The 22,037-nt window shown below is 65.0% G+C and carries 22 protein-coding genes; 9 read left to right on the forward strand and 13 right to left on the reverse strand.

Annotation, left to right across the window (positions count from 1 at the left end):
- Positions 1-4 precede the first annotated feature (4 nt).
- From AC1DEK_RS17870 to AC1DEK_RS17885, 4 genes are all read left to right on the forward strand, one after another.
- Entirely contained in the window at positions 5-835 is an 831-nt protein-coding gene (locus tag AC1DEK_RS17870) for an SDR family NAD(P)-dependent oxidoreductase (RefSeq protein WP_478126607.1), read from the forward strand.
- Positions 836-838: 3 nt separating this feature from the next.
- Complete coding sequence (locus AC1DEK_RS17875; RefSeq protein WP_478126608.1) at positions 839-1,990, forward strand: acyl-CoA dehydrogenase family protein; 1,152 nt, start codon at positions 839-841, stop codon at positions 1,988-1,990.
- Positions 1,987-3,030 carry a CaiB/BaiF CoA transferase family protein gene (locus AC1DEK_RS17880; RefSeq protein ID WP_478126609.1) on the forward strand — a complete coding sequence of 348 codons (1,044 nt, stop codon included), beginning with the start codon at positions 1,987-1,989 and terminating at the stop codon, positions 3,028-3,030. The genes AC1DEK_RS17875 and AC1DEK_RS17880 overlap by 4 nt, the downstream gene beginning before the upstream one ends.
- A gap of 240 nt (positions 3,031-3,270) precedes the next feature.
- Positions 3,271-4,998, forward strand: coding sequence for a sulfatase family protein (locus tag AC1DEK_RS17885; RefSeq protein WP_478126610.1), 1,728 nt, complete (start codon positions 3,271-3,273; stop codon positions 4,996-4,998).
- Positions 4,999-5,015: 17 nt separating this feature from the next.
- On the opposite strand, the gene AC1DEK_RS17890 is transcribed toward AC1DEK_RS17885, so the two are convergent.
- From AC1DEK_RS17890 to AC1DEK_RS17920, 7 genes are all read right to left on the reverse strand, one after another.
- The gene (locus AC1DEK_RS17890; protein WP_478126611.1) at positions 5,016-5,468 is read right to left on the reverse strand and encodes a hypothetical protein; all 453 of its coding nucleotides are present in this window, start codon (positions 5,466-5,468) and stop codon (positions 5,016-5,018) included.
- A gap of 20 nt (positions 5,469-5,488) precedes the next feature.
- Positions 5,489-6,295, reverse strand: a complete 807-nt coding sequence (locus tag AC1DEK_RS17895) for a DUF2092 domain-containing protein (RefSeq protein ID WP_478126612.1) — start codon at positions 6,293-6,295, stop codon at positions 5,489-5,491.
- A gap of 169 nt (positions 6,296-6,464) precedes the next feature.
- Positions 6,465-7,013, reverse strand: a complete 549-nt coding sequence (locus AC1DEK_RS17900; RefSeq protein WP_478126613.1) for an OmpA/MotB family protein — start codon at positions 7,011-7,013, stop codon at positions 6,465-6,467.
- Positions 7,014-7,184: 171 nt separating this feature from the next.
- Positions 7,185-7,430, reverse strand: coding sequence for a hypothetical protein (locus tag AC1DEK_RS17905; RefSeq protein WP_478126614.1), 246 nt, complete (start codon positions 7,428-7,430; stop codon positions 7,185-7,187).
- A 53-nt stretch (positions 7,431-7,483) separates the two neighbouring features.
- On the reverse strand, positions 7,484-8,185 hold the full coding sequence (locus tag AC1DEK_RS17910) for an SGNH/GDSL hydrolase family protein (protein ID WP_478126615.1): 702 nt from the start codon (positions 8,183-8,185) through the stop codon (positions 7,484-7,486).
- 221 nt (positions 8,186-8,406) lie between these two features.
- The gene (locus AC1DEK_RS17915; protein WP_478126616.1) at positions 8,407-9,177 is read right to left on the reverse strand and encodes an enoyl-CoA hydratase; all 771 of its coding nucleotides are present in this window, start codon (positions 9,175-9,177) and stop codon (positions 8,407-8,409) included.
- Positions 9,177-10,157, reverse strand: a complete 981-nt coding sequence (locus AC1DEK_RS17920; protein ID WP_478126753.1) for a tripartite tricarboxylate transporter substrate binding protein — start codon at positions 10,155-10,157, stop codon at positions 9,177-9,179. Before AC1DEK_RS17920 ends, AC1DEK_RS17915 begins: the two co-directional genes overlap by 1 nt.
- Before the next feature lie 320 nt (positions 10,158-10,477).
- On the opposite strand from AC1DEK_RS17920, the gene AC1DEK_RS17925 reads away from it, so the two are divergent.
- The 3 genes from AC1DEK_RS17925 (at position 10,478) to AC1DEK_RS17935 (ending at position 12,993) form a co-directional block, all read left to right on the forward strand.
- On the forward strand, positions 10,478-11,062 hold the full coding sequence (locus AC1DEK_RS17925) for a hypothetical protein (RefSeq protein WP_478126617.1): 585 nt from the start codon (positions 10,478-10,480) through the stop codon (positions 11,060-11,062).
- 217 nt (positions 11,063-11,279) lie between these two features.
- Positions 11,280-12,431 (forward strand): MFS transporter, encoded by a 1,152-nt coding sequence (locus AC1DEK_RS17930; protein ID WP_478126754.1) that lies wholly within the window; start codon positions 11,280-11,282, stop codon positions 12,429-12,431.
- A 115-nt stretch (positions 12,432-12,546) separates the two neighbouring features.
- Complete coding sequence (locus AC1DEK_RS17935; RefSeq protein ID WP_478126618.1) at positions 12,547-12,993, forward strand: outer membrane lipoprotein; 447 nt, start codon at positions 12,547-12,549, stop codon at positions 12,991-12,993.
- 2 nt (positions 12,994-12,995) lie between these two features.
- On the opposite strand, the gene AC1DEK_RS17940 is transcribed toward AC1DEK_RS17935, so the two are convergent.
- The 5 genes from AC1DEK_RS17940 to AC1DEK_RS17960 form a co-directional block, all read right to left on the reverse strand.
- Positions 12,996-15,299 (reverse strand): C1 family peptidase, encoded by a 2,304-nt coding sequence (locus AC1DEK_RS17940; protein ID WP_478126619.1) that lies wholly within the window; start codon positions 15,297-15,299, stop codon positions 12,996-12,998.
- A gap of 118 nt (positions 15,300-15,417) precedes the next feature.
- The gene (gene mmsB / locus AC1DEK_RS17945; protein WP_478126620.1) at positions 15,418-16,317 is read right to left on the reverse strand and encodes a 3-hydroxyisobutyrate dehydrogenase; all 900 of its coding nucleotides are present in this window, start codon (positions 16,315-16,317) and stop codon (positions 15,418-15,420) included.
- Positions 16,318-16,358: 41 nt separating this feature from the next.
- On the reverse strand, positions 16,359-17,474 hold the full coding sequence (locus AC1DEK_RS17950; RefSeq protein WP_478126621.1) for an enoyl-CoA hydratase/isomerase family protein: 1,116 nt from the start codon (positions 17,472-17,474) through the stop codon (positions 16,359-16,361).
- Between the two features lie 16 nt (positions 17,475-17,490).
- Entirely contained in the window at positions 17,491-18,645 is a 1,155-nt protein-coding gene (locus tag AC1DEK_RS17955; protein ID WP_478126622.1) for an acyl-CoA dehydrogenase family protein, read from the reverse strand.
- A 10-nt stretch (positions 18,646-18,655) separates the two neighbouring features.
- Complete coding sequence (locus AC1DEK_RS17960; protein WP_478126623.1) at positions 18,656-20,179, reverse strand: CoA-acylating methylmalonate-semialdehyde dehydrogenase; 1,524 nt, start codon at positions 20,177-20,179, stop codon at positions 18,656-18,658.
- A 101-nt stretch (positions 20,180-20,280) separates the two neighbouring features.
- On the opposite strand from AC1DEK_RS17960, the gene AC1DEK_RS17965 reads away from it, so the two are divergent.
- Both AC1DEK_RS17965 and AC1DEK_RS17970 read left to right on the forward strand, forming a co-directional pair.
- The gene (locus tag AC1DEK_RS17965; protein WP_478126624.1) at positions 20,281-21,168 is read left to right on the forward strand and encodes a LysR family transcriptional regulator; all 888 of its coding nucleotides are present in this window, start codon (positions 20,281-20,283) and stop codon (positions 21,166-21,168) included.
- 133 nt (positions 21,169-21,301) lie between these two features.
- Positions 21,302-21,628, forward strand: a complete 327-nt coding sequence (locus AC1DEK_RS17970; protein ID WP_478126625.1) for a hypothetical protein — start codon at positions 21,302-21,304, stop codon at positions 21,626-21,628.
- On the opposite strand, the gene AC1DEK_RS17975 is transcribed toward AC1DEK_RS17970, so the two are convergent.
- Complete coding sequence (locus AC1DEK_RS17975; protein WP_478126626.1) at positions 21,571-21,996, reverse strand: hypothetical protein; 426 nt, start codon at positions 21,994-21,996, stop codon at positions 21,571-21,573. The two genes, AC1DEK_RS17970 and AC1DEK_RS17975, sit on opposite strands and share 58 nt — an antisense overlap.
- Between the last annotated feature and the right edge of the window lie 41 nt (positions 21,997-22,037).

Raw genomic sequence — 22,037 nt, forward strand, 5'->3', positions numbered from 1 at the left:
CCACATGACACGCAAACTCGAGGGCAAGGTTGCCCTCATCACCGGCTCGGGCCGCGGTATCGGCCGTTCGATCGCACTCAAGCTGGCCAGCGAAGGCGCGCGCATCGTCGTCAACGACCTCGACAGCGACCCAGCCCAGGAAACCGTGCAGGCCATTCGCGAGGCTGGCGGCCAGGCCGTCGCCTGCGTCGGCAGCGTCACGGCGCCGGACTTTGCCGAGCGCTTCGTCGGCACTGCCGTCAGCGAATACAAGGGCCTGGACATCATCATCAACAACGCCGGCTATACCTGGGACAACGTCATTCAGAAAATGACCGACGAGCAGTGGTACGCCATGATGGACTGCCATCTGACGGCACCGTTTCGCATCCTGCGCGCCGCGCAACCGGTGATTCGCGCGCTCGGCAAGACCGAAACGGAGGCGAGACAGCGCGTGATGCGCAAGGTGGTCAACATCTCGTCGGTGGCCGGGCTGTTCGGCAACGCGGGCCAGACCAACTACTCCGCGGCCAAGGCGGGCATCGTCGGGATGACGCAGACCCTGGCCAAGGAATGGGGGCGCATGAACGTCACCGTGAACTGCGTGGCCTATGGCTTCATCAAGACGCGCCTGACCACCAGTGCGGCCGGCGAGTCCACGGCCAACATCGAGGGCCGCGAGATCAAGGTCGGCGTCAACCCCGAGTTGATGGCGATGATGGAGCGAAGCATCCCACTGGGCCGCGGCGGCACGCCCGAAGAGGCCGCGGGCGCGGTGTATCTGCTGTGCATCCCCGAGTCGGACTACGTGAGCGGCCAGACGCTGATGTGCAGCGGCGGCCTGACGGGGATCTGAACCATGCTGCCACAGCTCTACCGCCATCGCTGGATGGACGAAGACATCGAAGCCTTTCGCGACCAGGTGCGCCGTTATGTCGTCGGCGAACTGGTGCCATCCCTTGAAGGATGGCGACGCCAGGGTTACATCCCGCGCGAAGTCTGGCGCCCCTTCGGTCAGATGGGCTTCATGCTGCCCGAACTCGCCGAGGAGTACGGAGGGGCCGGTGCATCGGTGGCCTATCAGCTCGTGGTGCAAGACGAACTCGCCAAGGCCGAAGTGCCGGCGAACTCCGCCGTTCACACCATTGCCGCGCACTACATCCTGGACTACGGGACCGAGGCACAGAAGAAGCGATGGCTGCCCAAGCTCGCCAGTGGTGAATTGCTGGCCGGCATTGCGCTGACGGAGCCCGGTTGCGGTTCGGACCTCAAGGCGCTGCGCACCCGGGCCAGGCGCGATGGCGACGACTACGTGATCGATGGCGCCAAGACGTTCATCACGAACGGCTTCACGGCCAACCTGCTCGTGGTCGCGGTACGCACCGGCGATGCGGGCAGCCGCGGCGTGTCGCTGATGGTGCTGGAAACCGAGAACCTGCCGGGCTTCCGCGTCGGCCGCCGCCTCGAAAAGCTGGGCCAGCATGCATCGGACACCGCCGAACTGTTCTTCGATGGCGTGCGCGTGGCGGCAGACCAGTTGCTTGGCGCGAAGGAAGGCGAAGGCTTCATCCAGTTGATGAGCCAGCTCCCGTATGAGCGCATGCTGCTCTGCGTACCGGCAGCGGCGGTGATCGAGCGCGCGGTCGAGCTCACGGTCGAATACACACAGCAGCGCAAGGCCTTCGGCCAGACCGTGTTCGACTTCCAGAACACGCGATTCAAGCTTGCTGAATGCGCCACCCTCGCGCACGTGGTGCGCACTTTCGTCAACGACTGCATCCAGCGCATGCTCAATGGCACGCTCGACGACGAGGCCGCGTACATGGCCAAGTGGTGGTGCACCGAACAACAGGGCAAGGTCGTCGACGAGTGCGTCCAGCTGTTCGGCGGCTACGGCTACATGGCCGAATATCCGATCGCGCGGCTGTATGCGGACGCGCGAATCCAGCGTATTTACGGTGGCACCACCGAAATCATGAAGGACCTGATCGCACGAAAGCTGGCGCCATGAACCCGCCGCTGCAAGGCGTACGCGTCGTCGAGTTCGAAGGCATCGGCCCCGGTCCGCTGGCCGGCCGCATGCTTGCCGACATGGGTGCCGATGTGACGCTGATCACGCGCCCTTCTCGAGGCGCAGTGAGCGCGCAACTGGGAGGCGGCGGCGAAGACCCGATGCGTGCCGGCAAGGCAGTCGTCGCGCTCGACTTGAAGCAGCCGGGCGCGATCGCCGAGGCGATGGCGCTGGTCTCGGCCGCGGACGCGCTGATCGAGGGCAACCGGCCGGGCGTCATGGAACGACTCGGGCTCGGCCCTGCCGACTGCGCAACGCGCAACCCGCGGCTGGTCTATGGCCGCATGACCGGCTGGGGCCAGAGCGGGCCCTTGGCCCAGGCGGCGGGCCACGATCTGAACTACGTGGCGCTGACGGGATTGCTGTCCTTGTCCGCCCGCCGCGGCGAAAGACCGATGGTGCCGCCGACCGTCGTCGGAGATGCCGCCGGTGCCCTCGGGTTGGCTTTCGGCATTGCCTGCGCGCTGTTCGACGCGCGTGAGAGCGGCCATGGACGCGTCGTGGATGGCGCCATCGTCGACGTGCTCGCCATGCTCGGTGGCATCGCGCAGATGGTGCGCTCCGGCGGCCAGATCGATGGACCCGAACCGAGCCCGTTCCACGACTCGCCGTTCTACGACGTCTATGCCTGCGCCGACGGCGGCTTCATCACACTGGGAGCACTCGAACCGCAGTTCTACGCACTGCTGCTGGAGAAGCTCGGTTTTGCCGATGTGAACCCGTCCGCCCAGTACGACAAGACCACGTGGCCAACGCTGAAGGCGCGATTCACGTCCTTGTTCGCAAGCCAATCGCGGGCGCATTGGTCGATGCTGCTCGAAGGAAGCGACGTGTGCTTTGCACCGGTGCTGAGTCTCGCCGAGGCGGCGCGGCACCCGCACAACGCGGCGCGAAGCATCTACAGCGTCAGGCCAACCGGCGAGTTCACGGCCCGCGGCGCTCCACGCTTCACTCCGCTGACAGACGGCCCGACCGCCTGAAGCGAGATCCGACGGGCCGCGGTCCGTCGATCCATCCGATGCCCGATCGCAGCAGCAAGGCCGGGGTCAGAGCAAGTCGAACTCGAAAGCCCCCATTGGCCAGAGAGCCCGTACGTGGAGATAGGTAGCTGCCGGGATTGCCTGCCTGTGCGGCCCTCTCGACAATCCGAGATGCGGCGCTCTGTCGCTGCGCAGCTGGTTCGTCAATGACCGCGAGATCAATCGATCGAAGGGATGTATATGCCAAAGCAGCCGAACATCTTCCTCATCCTGACCGACCAGCAGCGATTTCCGCCGTCCTATGAGAACGAGGACCTGAAGACTTTCCGCCGTGAAGTGCTCAAGGGAGAGCAGAGCCTGCACGACGCGGGCGTGTCGTTCGAGCGCCACTACGCGATGTCGGCAGCCTGCACACCCAGCCGTGCATCGTTGTTCACCGGCCAGTATCCGTCGCTGCACGGCGTCACCCAGACGGATGGGATTTGCAAAGGACCGGACAGTGCGGATATGCACTGGCTCGCGCCTGACACGGTGCCGACCATGGGCGACTGGTTCCGCGCTGGCGGCTACCGGACCTTCTACAAGGGCAAATGGCACGTGGCCCACAGGGACCTGCCAGCGCCGGATGGCGAAGGACAATTGCAGACGCTGACCAAGGAAGGCGCGCCGATTCCCGAGAACATCGCCACTTGCCTCAAGGCGGACCTGATGGAGCCGTACGGCTTTTCGGAGTGGGTCGGGCCGGAGCCCCACGGGCTCGGGCCGCAGAACACCGGCACGCTCCGCGACCCCTTCACGGCGGACGACACCATCGCACTGCTCAAGCGCCTCGATGCCGACGGCAGCGACCAACCCTGGCTCACGGTGTGCTCGTTCCTCAATCCGCATGACATCGCAATATTCGGCGTAATCGGGCTGGCGCAGGGCCTGCGCTTCGACACCAGCGAAATTCCCTCGATTCCGAATTCGCCAACGCACGACGAGGATCTGTCGACCAAACCGAGCGCCCAGCAAAGCTATGTCGACGTCTGGGGCAAGATGCTCGCGCCCCAGCCGTGGGTCGAGCTCCAGCGCAAGTTCTACTTCCAGATGCAGCGCAATGTCGACGAGCAGATCTCGCGCGTGCTTGAGGCCCTGCGCGCCACGAAGCAGTTCGAGAACACGATCGTGGTGTTCAGCACCGATCACGGGGACATGCTCGGCGCCCACGGCGGTATGCACCAGAAATGGCACATCGCCTACGAAGAGGCGACCCGCATTCCGTTCGTGGTCGCCAGTCCCCTGCTCAAGGGACCCAAGACAATCGACACGCCGACGAGCCATGCTGACGTCATTCCGACCCTGCTGGGACTTGCAGGCATCGATCCGGCCGCCGCACTGAAGAAGGTGTCGGCTACGCACAAGGAAGCGCATCCGCTCGTGGGCCGCGACTTGTCGGGCGTGGTCCTCGGGAGCGGCCAGGCGCCGGCACGCGAACCGATACTTTTCATGACCGACGACGAGATCACCGAGGGCAGCGAGCACCCGAAGAGCCCATTCCAGATCTGGGCTCGCATGACCGGCGCCTACTTCAACGTCATCCAGCCCAACCACATCGAGATGGTGGTTGCCGAGGTCGACGTGAACGGTCAGAAGCACTTGGCCAAACTGGCGCGCTACTACGACAACCCTCAGTTCTGGACAGTGCCGGGTGTACGCGACGAGCGTCTCATGCGCCGCAACAAGGTCGAGAAGGTCAGCGAACGCGCCGCTGACGAGTATGAGCTCTATGACCTCACCGCCGATCCCACCGAGACGCGCAACCTCGCACATCCGAGATACGCTGACGAGCACTCACGCGAGTTGCTGGCGCGCATGAAGCAGGTGCTCGGCGAGCAGCTCGCGAAGAAGCGACTGGTCCCACACACCGGGGGAGCGCCGGGTTATGTGCCGCCCGAAGTCACTCAGGCTTCTTCTGTGCTGAGCTGAGCCGCGGACCAGCGTCGTCACGGCGCCGGAACGACCTCGTAATACACACCGCTGGAGCCGAAGTAAGGCTTGTACCAAGTGGCGCCGGACTGGTAGTAGTTGGCGCCGTTCACCACCATGCTGCGCGCCCCACCGGGTAGCGCAGCCATCTGCGTACCGAGCGGCGGGCCGCCCTGCACCACAACCGGGAGAGGCTGCACGGCCACGACAGGCTGCTGGACCACCACGGTGGCGGGGCGGCTCGCGATCGCTGCGCCCACGGCCATGCCCGCGACCGCACCTGCAGCGGCGCCGCAGCCATAGCAACCGGCAGGACGGTAGTACGGGTGATAGGGGTGGTAGCCGCCTACCGCCACGGCACCACCTCGCCAGCCGCCCGCAGCGGCGATCCATGCATTCGCGCCGGAGAGCGGAGCCAGGACGCCGGCCACAAGAGTGGCCGCAAGGGCGAGGGTCTTGATCTGATTCATGGCTACGCTCCTTTTCACGGTCACTTGGCCTGACCCATCTGCTTGAACTCGAGTCTCGCCGCACCGGGAGGGATCGCGGCGATGAAGGTCTTCGCCGGCACCGGCGCATTGAGCTTCCAGTCCGAGATTCCGACCGTGAAGGTCGGTTGCCTCTCGCCCGTGCGGTACGAGACGACCATTTGGCGCGGCAGCTTGTCGGAAGCACCGATCCATATCTCCCAGTCAAGTCCCGGGGCGGTGAACGCCAAGTGCTGGGTCATGACACCGCCGATGACCGTCTGGCCGACGAAGAGTGCACTCGAGAGATCCTTTGTCAGGAGGGCGTACGGGTCTGGAACCAACAAGTCAAAGAAAGGCGCCGTGGCGTCGGAATCCGGCTGCACGCCGTTCATCAGTGCCTCGATCGCGCCCCCAGCGGCGTCACGCTGCGTATAGAACTTGCGATCGACCCCAATCACGGTGACTGACTTGCCGTCATAGAAGCTGTCGCTCGGAAACAAGTCGCCGCGCGCTTCCACAAAGAGTTTGTCCGGCCGCTGCATCACCACCCGCGAGGACGCGAAAAGGCTCACGAACTGCCCTGTCGGCGAGTGTGTTGGCACGATGCCGCGCACCTTGAAGCTCAAGGTCTTCGCGCCCGCGAGCGTGTCGCTCATGCTTCTGAGCAGCGCGAGCGCGCGCTCGTCCTTCAAGTCCTTCGCGGGCGCCACCTCTTGCGCGGGCTTGTTGTCCTGCGCGAGAACAGTTGGTCCGGCGCCAAGCAGCGCCATTGCGGCAAGCAAAGACACGGCAAGACGACGACTGAGTTGATCCATGGCGAGAGTCATCGGTGTGCTCCGAAGTTGAGATCAAAGGGCATGGCCTTTTCGCCACGCCAAGCCTGCGGCGATCGCAACGACTTTGTTGCGCGCATCGACACGGTCCATGCGACCTCCTGGAGGATTGTTTGATGACTGCGTCACGCCATCGGCGGACGCCTGCGCTCGTGCGCAGTCCTCACGGACGACCGGCCGCCGCGATCACGATCTCGACGCGGCGGTTCTTGGACCTGCCCTGCGACGAGTCATTGCTCGCGACCGGACGCGCATCCCCGAAGCCCTGCGCCGAGATCGAGTTCTGCGGCACGCCCTTCGACGTCAGGAAGCGCACGACGTCGTCCGCACGCGCCGACGAGAGCTCGACATTGGACGGGAAGCGCGACTTCAGCTCAGGCCCGATCGGCACGTTGTCGGTGAATCCTTGCACGATGATCTGCTGACCCGGGAGATTGGAGAGCGTCGGAGCGATCTTGCCGAGCGTCTGCTCGCCCCTCGAACTGAGCTTCCAGCCGCCTTCAGGAAAGAGAATTTCGTTGACCATCGTCACCTTCAGCTGGTCCTGCAGCTTCGTGATCTGTGCCTGGTCGCTGCTCAGCTCTCCGGAGAGCTGCTTGTCGAGCGACGCATAGGTGTTTGCCTTCTGCACTTCGGTGTTGTAGGTCTGCTTCGAGACACAACCCGCGACCAGTGTCATTGCGCACAGCGCGAGGATGAACTTCGACTTCATGCTTGCCTCCTGAAAGCTGCGTCCGTCCGGTGTCGCATACGTCATGCGACTTGCCGGCCGGAAGCGACTTCATCTTCGGCGGTCGACAAAAGCGCGTAAATCCCGGCCCACACGTACATGCACGTACGTGGAAGGGGCCCCGCACCATCGGCTTTCGCTTCGTAGCTGCCCTCATTGCTTCACCTTCGCTGTCGCGCGCAGCACGCTCGCCCGTTGTTGGAACGCCCACCACGTGCAGGGATGCATACGGCGCACACCGCCCTCCCACTGCTTCCACGTGATTTCGCTGTACCAGATGAGCGCAGCGGCATGCTCTTGAGTGAGTCCGGCATCCAGGCGTGCGGTCCTGATCTCCTGGACAGACGGCGTGCCGGGCAACAGTGGTTTCGTGCGATGCGGACGGTTGTTTTCACTCACGACGCGAATCCTTGAGGGTGAACCGGCGCCCGATCGGCCGGTTCTCGCACCGCTCAGGCTGCGGCCGCGCCACTTTGCCCGCACTCAGGCGCGGCGTCTACGAGGACTTGCGTCAAGAGGCCTGCGAGGCGTTGCTGATAGGCATCATCGGGATGTACACCGTCGTCCATCAGGTCGGAAGGCGACCAAGGCACAGCAGCCCAGTCCACGAAAAGAGCGCCGTATTCGTTCGCAAGTTGGCTGCCCTTCAAGTTGTTCACTGCGCGGTAAGCCATTTCGCCTTGAGTGGCGTTCGACAGTCCCACCACGACCGGCGTGCGGCCCTTGGCCTTGACCGACTCCAACATCGAGCGCATCGGAGACTCGAACAGCGTCTTTCCGTTGCTGTCGTTCGTGCCGTATTCCAGCACGACGAAGCGAGCATCGAGGGGATCTTGAAGAAAGGTTGGCACCGTCGCTGCGGCGGTTCCGCCAATGGTGCCGCGAAGCTGGACTTGCAGGCCCTCGCCCAAGTGAGGCGCCGTCAAGACCGAGATCGAGTCGCCCCAAAAGGCGACGGAGCAGGAGGACACCATCGGAGCCGGAGGCGGCTTCGCTTGGCCTGTTTGCTTCTGCGCATGCGCAGTCACCGTCGCAATTGGCAAGCCTTCTGCAACACCGCCAGCGTCCGTTCCCCCTCCACCGCTGCCACCGCAAGCACCCAGGAGAGCTGGCAGCGCCAAGAGCGCGTGGCACAGCATCTTTTTCGCATTCATCTACTTTGTCTTGCCCCTGATGCTGCGGGGCGCCAGCGGCAGCAACGCGCTGCCGCGGCAAATTTTCAGTATTCATTGAATACTCTTTCGCCGACGCTAAAGGATATTCAACGAATTCCCGTGAATTCTTTCTCGTTCGCGAACAACACGGAAGGCCTGCAAAAACAGTCGCACCGCCCCGAACGCGCAGCTCTACGCTGCAAGGCCGGTGTCGAGCCCTGTCAAGACGTCCACTTCGGCGCGCGCTTTCCCAGAAACGCATCGATGCCTTCACCCGCGTCTTCTTCCATCATGTTGCGCGCCATCACGTCCCCGGCATAAGCGTATGCCTCCGCGAGCGCCAACTGCCGCTGCCGATAGAACATCGCCTTGCCGTAGCGCACTGCGGTCGGACTCTTGGCGATGATCTCGGCGGTTTTCTGTTCAACGGCTGCGTCCAGCGACTCGTCGGCAACGGCCTGGTTGACGAGGCCCCAGTCCGCCGCCGTCGCAGCATCGATGAAGCGCCCCGTCACCAGCATGTCGAAGGCACGCTTGGCAGACACGTTCCGTGACAACGCGACCGATGGCGTCGAACAGAACAGGCCGACGTTGATTCCCGACACCGCAAAGCTGGCCGATTGCGCCGCGATGGCGAGGTCGCAACTGGCCACCAGCTGGCAACCCGCCGCCGTCGCGATGCCGTGCGCCCGCGCGATGACGGGCACGGGCAGCGCCTGGATCGCCTGCATGACCCGGCTGCACCGTGCAAAGAGCGCCTGGTAGTACGCAAGCTCAGGCTTGCCCCGCATCTCACGAAGATCGTGCCCCGCGCAAAAGGCCTTGCCCTTTGCGCCGATGACCACGCAGCGCACTTGAGGGTCGGCGGCCAGCGCATCCAGTTGCTCATGCAACGCGTCCAGCATGGCTTCCGACAGCGCGTTGAATTGCGCCGGACGATTCAGCCACAGCGTCGCGACGCCGCGCAGGTCTTCGCGCAAAACGATCTGCATCAGTCTTCCTTCATGCCGGTGGCCTTCACCACGCCACCCAGGCGAGTGCGCTCTTCGTCGACGAACTTCGTGAAGGACGCGCGATTGCCGCCGATCGGCTCGATGCCCATGCTCTTGAGGCGCTCCACGGTGGCCGGCATCTTCATTGCCTTGTCGATGGCATCGGCCATCTTGTCGAGGATCGCGTCGGGTGTGCCGCGCGGCGCATGCACGCCGGCCCAGTGCGCGATGCGGATTTCAGGGAAGCCTTCTTCGCTCGCGGTCGGAAGCTGCGGATAGGCGGAAATGCGCTGGGTCCACGTGCCGGCCAGCGGCTTCAGCTTGCCGCTCTTGATGTAGGGCAGCACCACGATGCTGGCCTCCGAAGTGGCCTCGACCTGGCTGCCAAGCACGGCGGTGATGGATTCGGAACCGCTCTTGTAAGGCACCACGTCCAGCTTGGCGCCGTACTTGGTTTCGAGAATGCCTTCGACGAAGTGCGGCGTGCTGCCGGTGCCCGCAGTCGCCCAATGGAAGCCGCTGCCCGCCTTCTTCGAGGCGGCGACGAATTCCTTGAGGTCTTTGTAGGGTGCGTCCGCGGGCACCACGATCACGGAGGGCGCGAGTCCGATCAACGCGACCGGCACCAGCTCGCTGTCCTTGTACGGCATGCTCTTCTTGATCATGCTGTTGGAGATCACGCCCGCCGCGCTCACGAGGAATGTGTAGCCGTCCGGCGCGCTCTTGGCGACGACGTCCGCGCCGAGGATGGCGCCAGCGCCTGGCTTGTTGTCGACCACGATGGGCTGGCCCAGCACCTTGGAAGCTCCTTCGGCGGCTGCACGCGCCATCAGGTCGTTGGCGCCGCCGGCCGAGAACGGCACAACCAGGCGGATCGGCTTGGTGGGCCAGGTCTGCGCGCCCGCACTGCCGGCCGCAAATGCGGAAGCGATGGCGGCCACAAGGCCCACTTTGAACGAAAGGCGGCGGGACGATGACATGCGCATGAGTGTCTCCAAATGTTGTTTCTATTGCCAGCGATTCTGCCGCCCCAACAGCCCCCAAAGAGTAGGAGGCCGCTGGCAGACATCGATGCGCCGTGCATCGAAAGTGACGCATCATCATCCCGCCTGTTGCATCGGAGTCTTGAATGCCCGTGATCTGCGCCGCCTGCCACACTGAAAATCGCGATGCCGCGATGTTCTGTCACGGATGCGCACGCAAGTTGCCAGCTTTTGCGCCCACAGCGCCGTCCGTGCTCGAAACGATGCGGGCCCGGGATGCAGCGGCCTCCGCCAGGCCCTCCAGCCAGGCTGCGTCCATGCTCAGGCGGGCCGTGCGCGAGCCCTTGTTTCCGCTGGGCGTGGCGCTTCTGGTCGCCGCACTGGCGGTCGCCTGGTACGTGCAAGCGTCGCGCAGCTCCCACAAGGCGGCGCGCGTCGCGAGCACTGCGCCGGCTACGATCGTGGCGTCCTCCGCCGTCGCAACCGTGAAGGCGGATCCGCCCCGTCCGGCGAATCAGGCGCCTGCTGATTCCGTTCCGCTGGTGGCCTCGCTGTCGCCGGGCGAACTCGAGCTCGCGCCGACTCATCCCCATCCGGCGGCGGAGCCGCCCGCCGCAGTCGCGCCGCCGACCCCGGCGCCGCCTGTCGCTTCCACAGCTCCGGCCGCTCCGAGCTATCAACCGGCACCCGAGCGCCGGTCGCCTCCGCGCACGGCGGCGCCGCAACGGCCCGTCGCGCTCGATCCGCGCCACGGGTGCGAGACGCTCAACTTCGTCTTCGCCGCGCGCTGCGAAGCCGCGCACTGCGACAAGCCCGAATACTCGCGACACCCGCGCTGCAACCTCGTGCGCGAGGAGCGCAAGCGCGACGAAGCGCGCCGCAATCCGACGCTGGGCTTCTGAACCAGCGGCGAATGACCGAAGGCGGCGGGCTTTTTGTCGGAGCATCCTTCGCGCCGCACGATGGTCGCCCCCTCGCATGAGCACGGCTGATTCAGGCCCATCGGCCTAACATGCCTGCGTGCCCATCTCCTCTTCCGCGCCCTCTTCTGCGCCCTCTTCCGCTTCCACGTTCGACTCGTCTGCAGACTCGCACTGGCGACGCAATCTCTACGTCTGCATGTTCGGCTCGTTCACGACCATCGTCGCGATGACGCTGCTGCTGCCGTTCCTGCCGCTCTTCGTCGAGCAACTCGGTGTGACGGACCCCGCGGGCATTGCGCAATGGTCGGGCGCGGCCTATGGCGCCACCTTCCTGTCCGCGGCCTTCGTTGCGCCGCTCTGGGGGCGCCTGGCCGACTTGTACGGCCGCAAGCTGATGCTGATCCGCGCGAGCCTCGGCATGGCCGTGGCCATGGCGCTCATCGGCACGGCGCAGAACGTCTGGCAGCTGGTGGGGCTGCGGCTGCTTGCGGGCTTCCTGGGCGGCTATGCGTCGGGCTCGACTCTGCTCATTGCCACCCAGACGCCCAAGGAACGTTCCGGCTGGGCGCTCGGCACGCTGTCGTCGGCCATCATGGCGGGCAGCCTCGCGGGGCCGCTCATCGGCGGCGTCCTCCCGCCATTGATCGGCATCCGCTGGACTTTCTTCGCTGCGGGCGCTGTCATCTTCGTGGCCTTTCTTGCGACGCTCTTCCTCATTCGCGAAGACAAGCGGCCGCGAATCGCGAAGACGGCCAAATCGAGCGGCGGGTGGCCGAGCATCGACGACAAGCGGCCGGTGGTCGTCATGTTCATCACGGGCACGCTGCTGATGCTCGCCAACATGTCGATCGAGCCGATCATCACCGTCTATGTGCAGCAGCTCGTTGCCGACCCCCGCCACATCACCATGGTGGCGGGCCTCGTCATGTCGGCCGCGGCGCTGGGGAGCATTCTTTCGGCGGCGCGACTGGGCAAGCTTGCCGACCGCGTCGGTGCATGGAACGTCATCGTCGGTTGTCTTGCTGTGTCCGCCGCGCTGCTGATCCCGCAGGCTTTCGTCACCGCAAGCTGGCAACTGGTCATGTTGCGGTTTTTGATGGGCCTGTCGCTCGGCGGATTGCTGCCGTGCATCGCGCATGTGATCAGGCACAGCGTTCCCGAGCGGTCGGCGGGCAGCATGCTCGGCTATTCAGTGTCCGCGCAGTACACGGGGCAGGTGGTCGGCCCGCTCATGGGCGGCTTTGTCGGCGGGCATTTCGGCATGCGCTTCGTGTTCCTGGCGACGTGCGTGCTGATGGCGGCCGGCGCCTTCCTGAACTGGCGGGCACAGCGTCCGGTCTTGCGTTGATTTGACGCGCTAGCAGATGCCGTCCAAAGAAGGAAGCGGCCCGAACATGCTTGGTGTGGGCGCAAATCAACGCCAAACTGTGGCCTCAGCAGTCACACACACGAGGCGATTCTTCATGGCATTCAATCTTTACTCCCGCATCGCGGCGATTGCGACAGCGCTCGTACTGACAGCATGCGCGGCACCGGGCGGCCCACAGTCGGCGCCGATGTCGATCCGTCAGGGCACGATCGAGCAGATCACGCCGACCACCATCCGAAGCCCGGCACACACGGGCGTAGGTGCAGTCGTCGGTGGTCTCACGGGCGTGGGCCTGGGCAGCCTGATCGGCAACGGGACGGGACGCGACGTGGCGATGGTCGCAGGGGCGATCGGTGGGACGATGGCGGGCGCGGAGGTCGCCAACAGGGCCGCACAGCCCATGCCAGGGCAGGAAGTCTTCGTTCGCACCGACAGCGGCGTGCTGGTCGAAATCACGCAGCCGGTGGTTCCCGGGCTTCGCGTGGGCCAGCGCGTCTTCATCCAGGGCAACGGCGAAGCCGCCCGCGTGACCCCGCAATAACCTCAGTAGTCGAGCCACTCGATCTCGCCGGCCAACGGACGCCCGGCAAGGCGCTGGACAAGCTCCGTCATGACGACGATGTTGTTGTCGAACGAGCCGTGTGTCGCCTGGATGCGCCCGTGCTCCCGGGTGTTCTCCACCTGCGGCGTGACGACGACGTCGAGCAGTGCCTTGCCGCCAGCACTGATCGGCGGCCATGCAGCCTGCCATTGCCGCACCGAAGGCAGTTCGCTGTCCGCCCATTGATCGTTGTCGTTGGCGTACTTGGGGTCATGCGCACGCACAAGCCCCAGCAGCGGCATCTTGCGTACGTCGTCGAGCGCACGCGACACCAGATAGAGCAACGACTTGCCGTAAGCGGGCACTGAAGGCGAAGGCAGCGCGTCGTTCTTTTCGTTCTCGTCCGAGAGCACGTGCAGCCTCAGCTCGCCCAGGTCGATCACGCCGTCCTGCGCGGCAGCAAGGTAGTGCTGCACGGCGAATCGAACCGAACATGCAGGCGCCAGCAACGTGCAGCTTGCGACGCGAACCTGCTGCGCGGCAGCAGCTCGCGCGTTCAACGCGACCATCCGATCCAGCAGATGCCCGAAGAGGATCGATCCGGCCGAGTGCCCGATGAGATGCAGTTCGAGTCCGCCGCCGAGCCCGTTGCCCTCGGCCGCGAGATCGCTCGCCAGCGCCACCAGTTGGCGCGAGAGGAGGTCGAGTCCCTTGCCCGGCGAAGCGCCCGCCTCCGCGTTGTCGCGCATCTCGCCCCAGACGCCCTTGCCCAGCACATGGGCCAGCGCTTCGATGGCCCGGTCTTTGGCGTCGCCCAGCGCATCGAGCACGCCGGCAGCTCGGACCGCGTCGGCACCGAAAAGCTTCCGAACCCAGTCCTGGGTCATGTCGGCGAGGGTTTCGCCCGCGCCCGTCTTCCATGTCAGAAAGATCGGGTACACCCCATTCGCCTCGAAGTACGGCGCGAGCACGCGAATGCGGCGGATCGACTCGTCCTCCGAGTTCAGTCCGCCGTGCGCGTAGATGACGAGCTTGAGGGTCTTGGTGTTGGCAGGCTGCTTGGCGAGCCAGGCCAAGGGCCGGTCATGCACGACTTCGGCGACGAGCCCGGTCATGTCGGCCGCTCCACGCGTGAAATCGGTGGCGACGAGTTCACCGTTGTTGCCGGTAACCAACGTGTGCTCGTAGGCGCGGGGCGTCGTCCATGGCTGGTAGGCCGGCACCTTGAATGGGTGGTCTATGGGCCATGGATCGTCCGCCGGGTTGTCCGGCACGCGTGTCGCACGATCGAGAGTGACCAGCGACTGCCCGCTCGGCACGCGAAACCCCGAGACGCTCACCCGCCGTGGCTTGCCGCCGGCATCTGTCAACGCGAGCGGCACGCCAAGGGCGCAGGCCCATGCATCGGTGCCATGCACGACCCAGTCGTCATACGGCAACACGCCAAAGCCGGAAGCACCCCAGCGCCTGCCCCAGGAGTTCTGCACCACGAAACCATGCTCGTTGTAGCCGACCAGCGCGAAGGCGTGGCCTCCCAGCTTCTTCGGATCGGCCGGCGGCGGAATGACCGGCAGCCCGGCGTGGTTCATCGGAGGCGGCTGCGGCGTATCGCGAAGCAGGTCGTCCCATCCGTCGTGTACGTCTCCGGACACATACACAGCGCCGATCTCGCAGATGGCGGACTGAAGGTCCACCACCGAAGTCCGATCGATGCGGTAGTAGACGCCCAGCGGCCGCTTGCCCGCGTCGGTCTGCCAGCCGTCCAGTGGCCGCTGGAAATTCACGGCCCCGCCTTTGCCGAGGTCATACGGCCAGAACTTGCGGCCGCACACGCCATGCTTGTTCCAGCCCTTCAAGGCGCCGCGGCAACTCGATCCTTCATAGTCGGTGCCGGGCCATTCGTCGTAGCGCCGCGCCAGTTCGTAGAACATGCGCGGGCTGACTTCGTCGAAAGGTTGCGAAGGGTCCACTTCGATGTGCGCAACCCACAGGAGGTAATTGGCGACACAGGCCAGTCCGAAGCCAGTGCAGGCACCCTCCTGGCCTTGATCGAGCACGAGGCCCGCTTGCACATAGCTGCCGAGAAAGCGCGCGACGTTGGTTTCGCGCGGCCAATTGGGCGGCAGCGAACGCAATGGGGCGCGGTAAGGCAGATCGCGAAAATCCAGCCGGTCGGGCCGCGCATCGAAAAGCCTGCCCGGAACCGGTGTGCGAATCGCCGTCGCCGCCGCKATCTCGTTCGCGGCGGCGACTGCAGCGCTGGTCTTCTTGTTGCCGCGTGGCTTCGCGCGTGCTGGCTGGGCCATGGCGTGCCTTCTCCTACTTGTCGAACCTCTGGGGCGCGATTGTGAGAAGCGCGACCCCTGCGTCGCAATAGCTCGAAGGCTCTAGGCCGACCGTGTCAGCCCCAGGCTGGCGCGGTCTTCAGCCGCCCTTGGCCTGCACCAGCTTGATGACGCTGGAGAAGTCAAGCGCGCCATGGCCGGCGAGGCTGTGCGCCGCATAGAGATTGCGCGCAAGGCCACCCAGGGGCGTCGCAGCGCGCACTGCCGCGGCGTTTTCCTGCGCCAGTCCGAGATCCTTGAGCATCAGATCGGTGCCGAAGCCACCCGCATAGCCCTTCGAGGCCGGTGCGGCCTCCATCACCCCAGGCAGCGGGTTGTACTTTTCGAGCGCCCAGTTGCCGCCCGAACTGCGCCGCATGATCTCGGAGAGCACCTTCGGATCGAGCCCGTTCGCGACGCCCAGCGCAATCGCTTCCGAAGTGCCGATCATCAGGATGCCCAGCAGCATGTTGTTGCAGATCTTCGCGGTCTGGCCCGCGCCCGCACCGCCTGCGTGGAAGATGTTGGCGCCCATCTTCTCGAGCACGGGCCGCGCGCGTTCGAGATCGGCCTCCGCGCCGCCGACCATGAAGGTCAAGGTGCCGGCGATCGCGCCACCGGTGCCGCCGGAGACGGGCGCGTCGATCACGGCCACGCCGCGCTTCGCCCCTGCCTCTGCCACCTTGCGCGAGGTTGCGGCGGCGATGGTGCTGCTGTCGATCACCAGTGTGCCGGCAGGGATCGCCGCCATCAGTCCGGGCTTGCCTTCGCTGCCGAGGTAAAGCGCTTCGACGTGCTGGCTCGCAGGCAACATGCTGATCACGACTTCGGCGCCTGCGAGCGTTTCGGCCGCCGACGACGCGATGATCACGCCCTCGCCTGCCAGCTTCCTGCAAGCTTCGGCCGAAAGGTCGAAGGCGCTGACCGCGTGGCCGGCCTTGTGCAGGTTCAGCGCCATCGGGCCACCCATGTTGCCGAGTCCGATGAATGCGATCTTCATGTGCTTGTCTCCACTGTTTCGATGATTGGACTGGATGGCGCTCAGACGAGCGCCGCCAGCGGGTGCGGCCCTTCGGCGCGCACGCGGAGGTGGTCTTCGATGAACTCGGGCGTGATCTCTTCGAGCGTCGGCGGGTTCCAGCGCGGATTGCGGTCCTTGTCGATCAGCAGCGCGCGGATACCTTCGGCAAAGTCCTTGTGCGCGCAGCAGCCGAGCGATGCCCAGTACTCCAGACGGAACACTTCAGCCAGCGACATGCGCAGCACGCGCTGCCACAGTGCAAAAGACAATGCCGCCGTGCTCGGAGCGCCTTTCATGAAGGTGGTGGCGGCGGTCTGCAGCCACGCATCGTCCGACTTCAACTCGCGCAGGCGCTTGGCGATGTCGAGCAGATCGTCGCCGGCCATCAGCGCATTGATGGTGTCGAAGTGCTCCCTGAGCTTGGAATGCTGCTTTTCGGTGCCCTCCCCAGCGTGCGCCAGCAGACGCGACAACGTCGCGCGATCTGCCTTCGACTCGCCTTTCCATGCACTCGACGCAACGGCTTCCAGCAGCTGCGCCTTGCGCTCCTGCGGCACGACGATATCCGCGAGGCCGCAGAAAATCGCGTCAGCTGCATTCAATGGCGCCGCCGTCAGTGCGAGGAACAAGCCGACTCGCCCGGGCGCCCGCCGCAGGAACCAGCTTCCGCCCACGTCGGGATAGAGACCGATATTGATCTCCGGCATCGCAATGCGGCTCTGCAAGGTGACCACGCGGTGCGAGGCCCCCGCCATGAGGCCGACGCCGCCGCCCATGACGATGCCGTGTCCCCAGCAGAGGAAGGGCTTCGGAAAGGTGTGAATCAGGTAGTCGAGCTCGTACTCCTCGCTGAAGAACGACTCCGCATAAGTGTTGCGCGCAGGCCCGCATTCGAGCAGCGTCTGGTAGAGCTGGCGCAAGTCACCGCCGGCGCAGAAAGCCTTCTCGCCCGCGGCGTCGAGCAACACGCCGGCGACGCCATCGTCATTCGCCCATTCCTGCAGCTTGGGAATGAGCAACCGCACCATCGCCACCGAGAGCGAATTGAGCGAAGCAGGCGCATTGAGGGTGGCCACGCCGAAGCGCTTGCCGGTGGCTGTCTTGATTTCGTTGAAGAGGACGACTGGATCTGTCATTTGTTCTGGGTTGGGTTCATCGGATGTCGCTGTCGCCTTCGAGGAGCTTTCTCGCGACGATCATTCGCATGATTTCATTGGTTCCTTCGAGGATCTGGTGCACGCGCGCATCGCGCACCAGCCGCTCCAGCGGGAATTCGCTCAGGTAACCATAGCCGCCATGCAACTGCAAGGCGTCGTTGCACACATTGAAGCCAGCATCCGTGGCGAAGCGCTTTGCCATCGCGCAATAGGTGCTGGCGTCGGCATGGCCGGCGTCGAGCTTGCTCGCGGCGAGGCGCACCATCTGGCGCGCGGCCACGAGTTCGGTCGCCATGTCGGCGAGCTTGAACTGCAGCGCCTGGAAGCTTGCGAGAGGCTTGCCGAACTGCTGGCGTTCATGCAGATAGCGCCGGGCTGCATCCAGCGCGCCCTGCGCCGCGCCGACCGAGCAGGTCGCGATGTTGATGCGCCCGCCGTCGAGCCCCTTCATGGCGATGCGAAAGCCTTCGCCTTCGCTGCCGAGCAGGTTCGCCGCAGGCACTCGCACGTTGTCGAAGTTGATGGTGCGCGTGGGCTGGCTGTTCCAGCCCATCTTGTGTTCCTTCTTGCCGTAGCTGATGCCTGGCGCATCCGCCGGAACCGCGAAGGCCGAAATACCGCCGGCACCGCCGCCGCCGGTGCGCGCCATCAGCACCAGCACGTCCGTCGCGCCAGCCCCGGAGATGAAAGCCTTGCCACCATTGATGACGTAGTCGTTGCCGTGCAGCTCGGCGCGCGTCTTGAGTGAGCCGGCGTCCGATCCGGCGCCCGGCTCGGTCAGGCAATAGGACGCGAGCTTGCGGCCGCTGGTCAGATCCGCGCCCCATTGCTCACGCACGACAGCGCTGCCCCAGGTGCCCAGCATCCACGTCGCCATGTTGTGAATGGTGATGAAAGCCGTCGTCGACGGATCGACTGCGGCCATCTCCTCGAACACCAGAGCGGCATCGAGCCGCGGCAGCGCCAGCCCCTCGATGCTCTCGGGCGCATAGAGGCCGCAGAAGCCGAGTTCGCCAGCCTTGGCGATCGCCTCCTTGGGGAAGATCGCCTCGGCATCCCAGCGGGCCGCATGCGGTGCGAATTCACTCAGCGCGAAATCGCGCGCGGTCTGCGCGAATGCGCGCTGTTCTTCAGTCAGCTCGAAGTCCATGCGGACGAGCTTACTTGAGGCTGATCGTGGTGTTGACGCCGTGCGAGACGGTGCTGTCGTCGAACCAGCGCGCGGTCACTGTCTTGGTCTGCGTGTAGAACAGAACGACCTGCTTGCCGTAAGGCCCGAGATCGCCGAGCTTGGATGCTCGCGAGCCCGTGAACGAGAACATCGGCACTGGCACCGGAATCGGCACGTTGATACCGACTTGGCCGACGTCGATGTCTTCCTGGAAGCGGCGCGCCGCCGCACCGGACTGCGTGAAGATCGCCGTGCCGTTGCCGTTCGGGTTGGCGTTGATGAGCTCGATGGCCTCGTCGATGGTCTCTGCATTCGCAAGGCACAGCACCGGGCCGAAGATCTCCTGCTCGTAGATCGACATCCCGGGCTTGACGTCAGCGAACACCGTCGGGCCGACGAAGTTGCCCTTCTCGTAGCCTGGCACTGTGGGCTTGCGTCCATCGAGCGCGAGCGTCGCGCCATCGGCCACGCCGCGTTCGATCAGGCCGCTGACACGGTCATACGCAGCGCACGAAACCAGCGGGCCGACGTCGACGCCCTTCTCCGTGCCCGCGCCGACCTTCAGCGTCTTTGCCTTGGCGACCAGATCGGGCACCCACTTCTGCGCCTCGCCCACCAGCACCGCGACCGACACCGCCATGCAGCGCTGGCCGGCAGCGCCGAAGCTGGCACCCGCGAGTGCGTTGAGCGTCTGCTCCTTGTTGGCATCGGGCATGACGATGGCGTGGTTCTTCGCGCCCATCATGCATTGCACGCGCTTGCCGGCGAGCGTCGCGCGGTTGTAGACGTGCGTGCCGACCTTGGTCGAGCCGACGAAAGAGATCGCCTTGATGTCCTTGTGGTCGCAGATCGCGTTGACCACCGCTTCACCGCCATGCACGACGTTGAGCACGCCCGGCGGGATGCCGGCTTCGAGCGCGAGCTCGCACAGGCGCATCGTCACCATCGGGTCCTGCTCGGAAGGCTTGAGCACGAAGGTGTTGCCCGTGACGATGGCCATTGGGAACATCCACAGCGGAATCATCGCGGGGAAATTGAAGGGCGTGATGCCGGCGCATACGCCCAGCGGCTGCAGCAGCGTGTAGGTATCGACGCCGTTGGCCACGTTGTTGGCCAGCTCGCCCAGCTGCAGGTTGCCGATGCCGGCTGCATGCTCGACCACTTCGAGCCCGCGGAACACGTCGCCTTCGGCGTCGGGCAGTGTCTTGCCTTGCTCCGCCGTGAGAATCGCCGCCAGCTCGGCCATGTTCTCGCGAATGAGCTGCTGGTACTTCAAGAAGATGCGCGAGCGCGCGCCGATGGGCGTCTTGCGCCAGGTCTTGAAGGCTTCCTTGGCCGAATCGACCGCCGCATCGACTTCGGCCTGCGTCGCGAAAGGCACCTTCGCGAGCACTTCCTGCGTCGCGGGATTGACGATGTCGCGCCATTCGGCGGTCTTCGACTCGACGAACTTGCCGCCGATGAGCAGCTTGACGGTGGCGACCTTCGTCGCGGGTGTGGTGGTGGCGTCCATGAATCTTGTCTCCTGAATGGGGTGCAGGAGGTGATGCTAGCTTTGCACTTTTGCCATGGCAATAGACAAATACGCATCCCCGATCTGCATAATTGCAACGCATGGACTGGGACAACCTTCGCTTTTTTCTGGAGCTCGCGCGCTCGGGCACCTTGGTGGGGGCGGCGCGCCGTCTGGCGGTCGATCACACCACGGTGGCGCGTCGCATCCAGACGCTGGAAAAGCAGGTCGGCACCGCCCTCTTCTCGCGCGAGGCCGACGGGCACCGGCTGACCGAAGCGGGCCGCCGGTTGCAGCCCCAGGTCGAAGCGATGGAAAGCGCCTTTCTCACGGTCGAGAGCACGACGCCGGCCTCCGATGAGGGCTTGTCAGGATTGGTGCGCATCGGCGCGACGGAGGGCTTCGGCACCATCGTGCTGGCGCCGCACCTGGCACTCTTCGCGCAGCAGCATCCCAAGCTCGTGATCGACCTTTTGGCGATGCCACGGCTGGTTCATCTGTCTCGCCGCGAAGCCGACATCGTGATCTCACTCGAACGCCCCGCGCGCGGGCCGGTGGTGGTGACCAAACTGACGGACTACGTGCTGCGCCTCTATGCCTCCAGGCAGTATCTGGCCAAGCATGGCGCCATCCGCAAGCGCGACGACCTGCGCGGCCACACCTTCATCAGCTACGTGGACGACCTGCTCTTCAGCAAGGAGCTCCAGTACCTGGACGAGCTTTATCGCCCGGACTCCTTCGCGCTGCGCAGCACCAGCATCCTGGCGCAGCACCAGGCGACGGTTGCGGGGGCCGGCATTGCGGTGCTGCCGGCCTTCATTGCGGAGCGGGACAAATCCTTGCGGCGCGTGCTGCCGGACGAGGCGAACTTCACGCGCACGTTCTGGATGTCGGTTCCGGCGGAGACGCGCCATCTCGCCCGAATGAAGGCGACCTGGGACTTTTTGCGAGAGATCGTGGAGGCGCAGCGGGCGTTGTTGCTGCCGTAGCAGAGGAAATCGCATATCGATCGAAGGGCAGGCTCCTGGTCGAGGAACACCTGTCGAGCGTGATCGTCGTGACGCCGCTCGGCAGTGCGTCGAAGTCGACGACCCTTGCGATCACGTGCAGTCCGCCCGTGAAATGGCCATCGAAATCGCCGTCTTCGGTGCGACATCCGAAGCTGATCAGATGGACCTGGTCGACGTAGTAGCCGGTGGTCGTGCCAAAGCGCCGGAGATCGAGAGCGACCCGGCGACCGAGCAAATCGGCGAGGTGATCCGGCTCATAGGCGATCGACTGCACCGCACTGACGACCTTGTCATAGGTCATCGGCTCGTCATTGGGCCGCGAGCATGCGGTGACTACGGCGGCGAATGCCGCCAGCAGAATCACGCGGGCGAAAAAGCCCATTATTCGTTGGATGCGCACAGCCAGTGCCACCGAATGACGCGCTGCCCGCAATACTGAGTGGTGATGCGCGCGGCCAATTCGGTCTTGGAGGAATCGTCCCACCGCCTGTCGATCCAGACCACGGCTTCGTACAGATCATCCGAGTTGCCGCTCACGTCATACCTGTCCAGCAAGGCAGCGGTGAGTTCGCGATTGGCGAAGTCGTCTCCGCTGGCCGCTGCATTGCGCAGCGAATTGAAAGTCGACGGCTCCGGCGGAACCGAACCGGTTGCCTTTGCAGGCTGCGGGTGTATGGCCGCCTCGACATGCCCCGCCGGACTCTTCCAGATCAGCGCCAGAAGAACCAACACGACCAGCGTGACGTAAAAGCGCACCGATGCCCTCTTGGCGCCTTCGTGGAGGTAATGAAGAGTGCGATTGAACATGGCCGGAATCTCCCGCTCATCAACGTGCTGCAGGAGATTAG

The sequence above is a fragment of the Variovorax sp. 10N420 genome (genome assembly GCF_056394705.1).

What these genes read in the sequence shown, in the direction of transcription:
- AC1DEK_RS17965 (WP_478126624.1), top strand. Translation starts at nt 20,281, where the DNA reads ATGGACTGGGACAACCTTCGCTTTTTTCTGGAGCTCGCGCGCTCGGGC.
- AC1DEK_RS17910 (WP_478126615.1), bottom strand. Translation starts at nt 8,185, where the DNA reads ATGAATGCGAAAAAGATGCTGTGCCACGCGCTCTTGGCGCTGCCAGCT.
- AC1DEK_RS17960 (WP_478126623.1), bottom strand. Translation starts at nt 20,179, where the DNA reads ATGGACGCCACCACCACACCCGCGACGAAGGTCGCCACCGTCAAGCTG.
- AC1DEK_RS17880 (WP_478126609.1), top strand. Translation starts at nt 1,987, where the DNA reads ATGAACCCGCCGCTGCAAGGCGTACGCGTCGTCGAGTTCGAAGGCATC.
- AC1DEK_RS17895 (WP_478126612.1), bottom strand. Translation starts at nt 6,295, where the DNA reads ATGACTCTCGCCATGGATCAACTCAGTCGTCGTCTTGCCGTGTCTTTG.
- AC1DEK_RS17870 (WP_478126607.1), top strand. Translation starts at nt 5, where the DNA reads ATGACACGCAAACTCGAGGGCAAGGTTGCCCTCATCACCGGCTCGGGC.
- AC1DEK_RS17975 (WP_478126626.1), bottom strand. Translation starts at nt 21,996, where the DNA reads ATGTTCAATCGCACTCTTCATTACCTCCACGAAGGCGCCAAGAGGGCA.
- AC1DEK_RS17890 (WP_478126611.1), bottom strand. Translation starts at nt 5,468, where the DNA reads ATGAATCAGATCAAGACCCTCGCCCTTGCGGCCACTCTTGTGGCCGGC.
- AC1DEK_RS17950 (WP_478126621.1), bottom strand. Translation starts at nt 17,474, where the DNA reads ATGACAGATCCAGTCGTCCTCTTCAACGAAATCAAGACAGCCACCGGC.
- AC1DEK_RS17900 (WP_478126613.1), bottom strand. Translation starts at nt 7,013, where the DNA reads ATGAAGTCGAAGTTCATCCTCGCGCTGTGCGCAATGACACTGGTCGCG.
- AC1DEK_RS17875 (WP_478126608.1), top strand. Translation starts at nt 839, where the DNA reads ATGCTGCCACAGCTCTACCGCCATCGCTGGATGGACGAAGACATCGAA.
- AC1DEK_RS17955 (WP_478126622.1), bottom strand. Translation starts at nt 18,645, where the DNA reads ATGGACTTCGAGCTGACTGAAGAACAGCGCGCATTCGCGCAGACCGCG.
- AC1DEK_RS17930 (WP_478126754.1), top strand. Translation starts at nt 11,280, where the DNA reads ATGTTCGGCTCGTTCACGACCATCGTCGCGATGACGCTGCTGCTGCCG.
- AC1DEK_RS17915 (WP_478126616.1), bottom strand. Translation starts at nt 9,177, where the DNA reads ATGCAGATCGTTTTGCGCGAAGACCTGCGCGGCGTCGCGACGCTGTGG.
- AC1DEK_RS17885 (WP_478126610.1), top strand. Translation starts at nt 3,271, where the DNA reads ATGCCAAAGCAGCCGAACATCTTCCTCATCCTGACCGACCAGCAGCGA.
- mmsB (WP_478126620.1), bottom strand. Translation starts at nt 16,317, where the DNA reads ATGAAGATCGCATTCATCGGACTCGGCAACATGGGTGGCCCGATGGCG.
- AC1DEK_RS17920 (WP_478126753.1), bottom strand. Translation starts at nt 10,157, where the DNA reads ATGTCATCGTCCCGCCGCCTTTCGTTCAAAGTGGGCCTTGTGGCCGCC.
- AC1DEK_RS17970 (WP_478126625.1), top strand. Translation starts at nt 21,302, where the DNA reads ATGGCCATCGAAATCGCCGTCTTCGGTGCGACATCCGAAGCTGATCAG.
- AC1DEK_RS17935 (WP_478126618.1), top strand. Translation starts at nt 12,547, where the DNA reads ATGGCATTCAATCTTTACTCCCGCATCGCGGCGATTGCGACAGCGCTC.
- AC1DEK_RS17925 (WP_478126617.1), top strand. Translation starts at nt 10,478, where the DNA reads ATGCTCAGGCGGGCCGTGCGCGAGCCCTTGTTTCCGCTGGGCGTGGCG.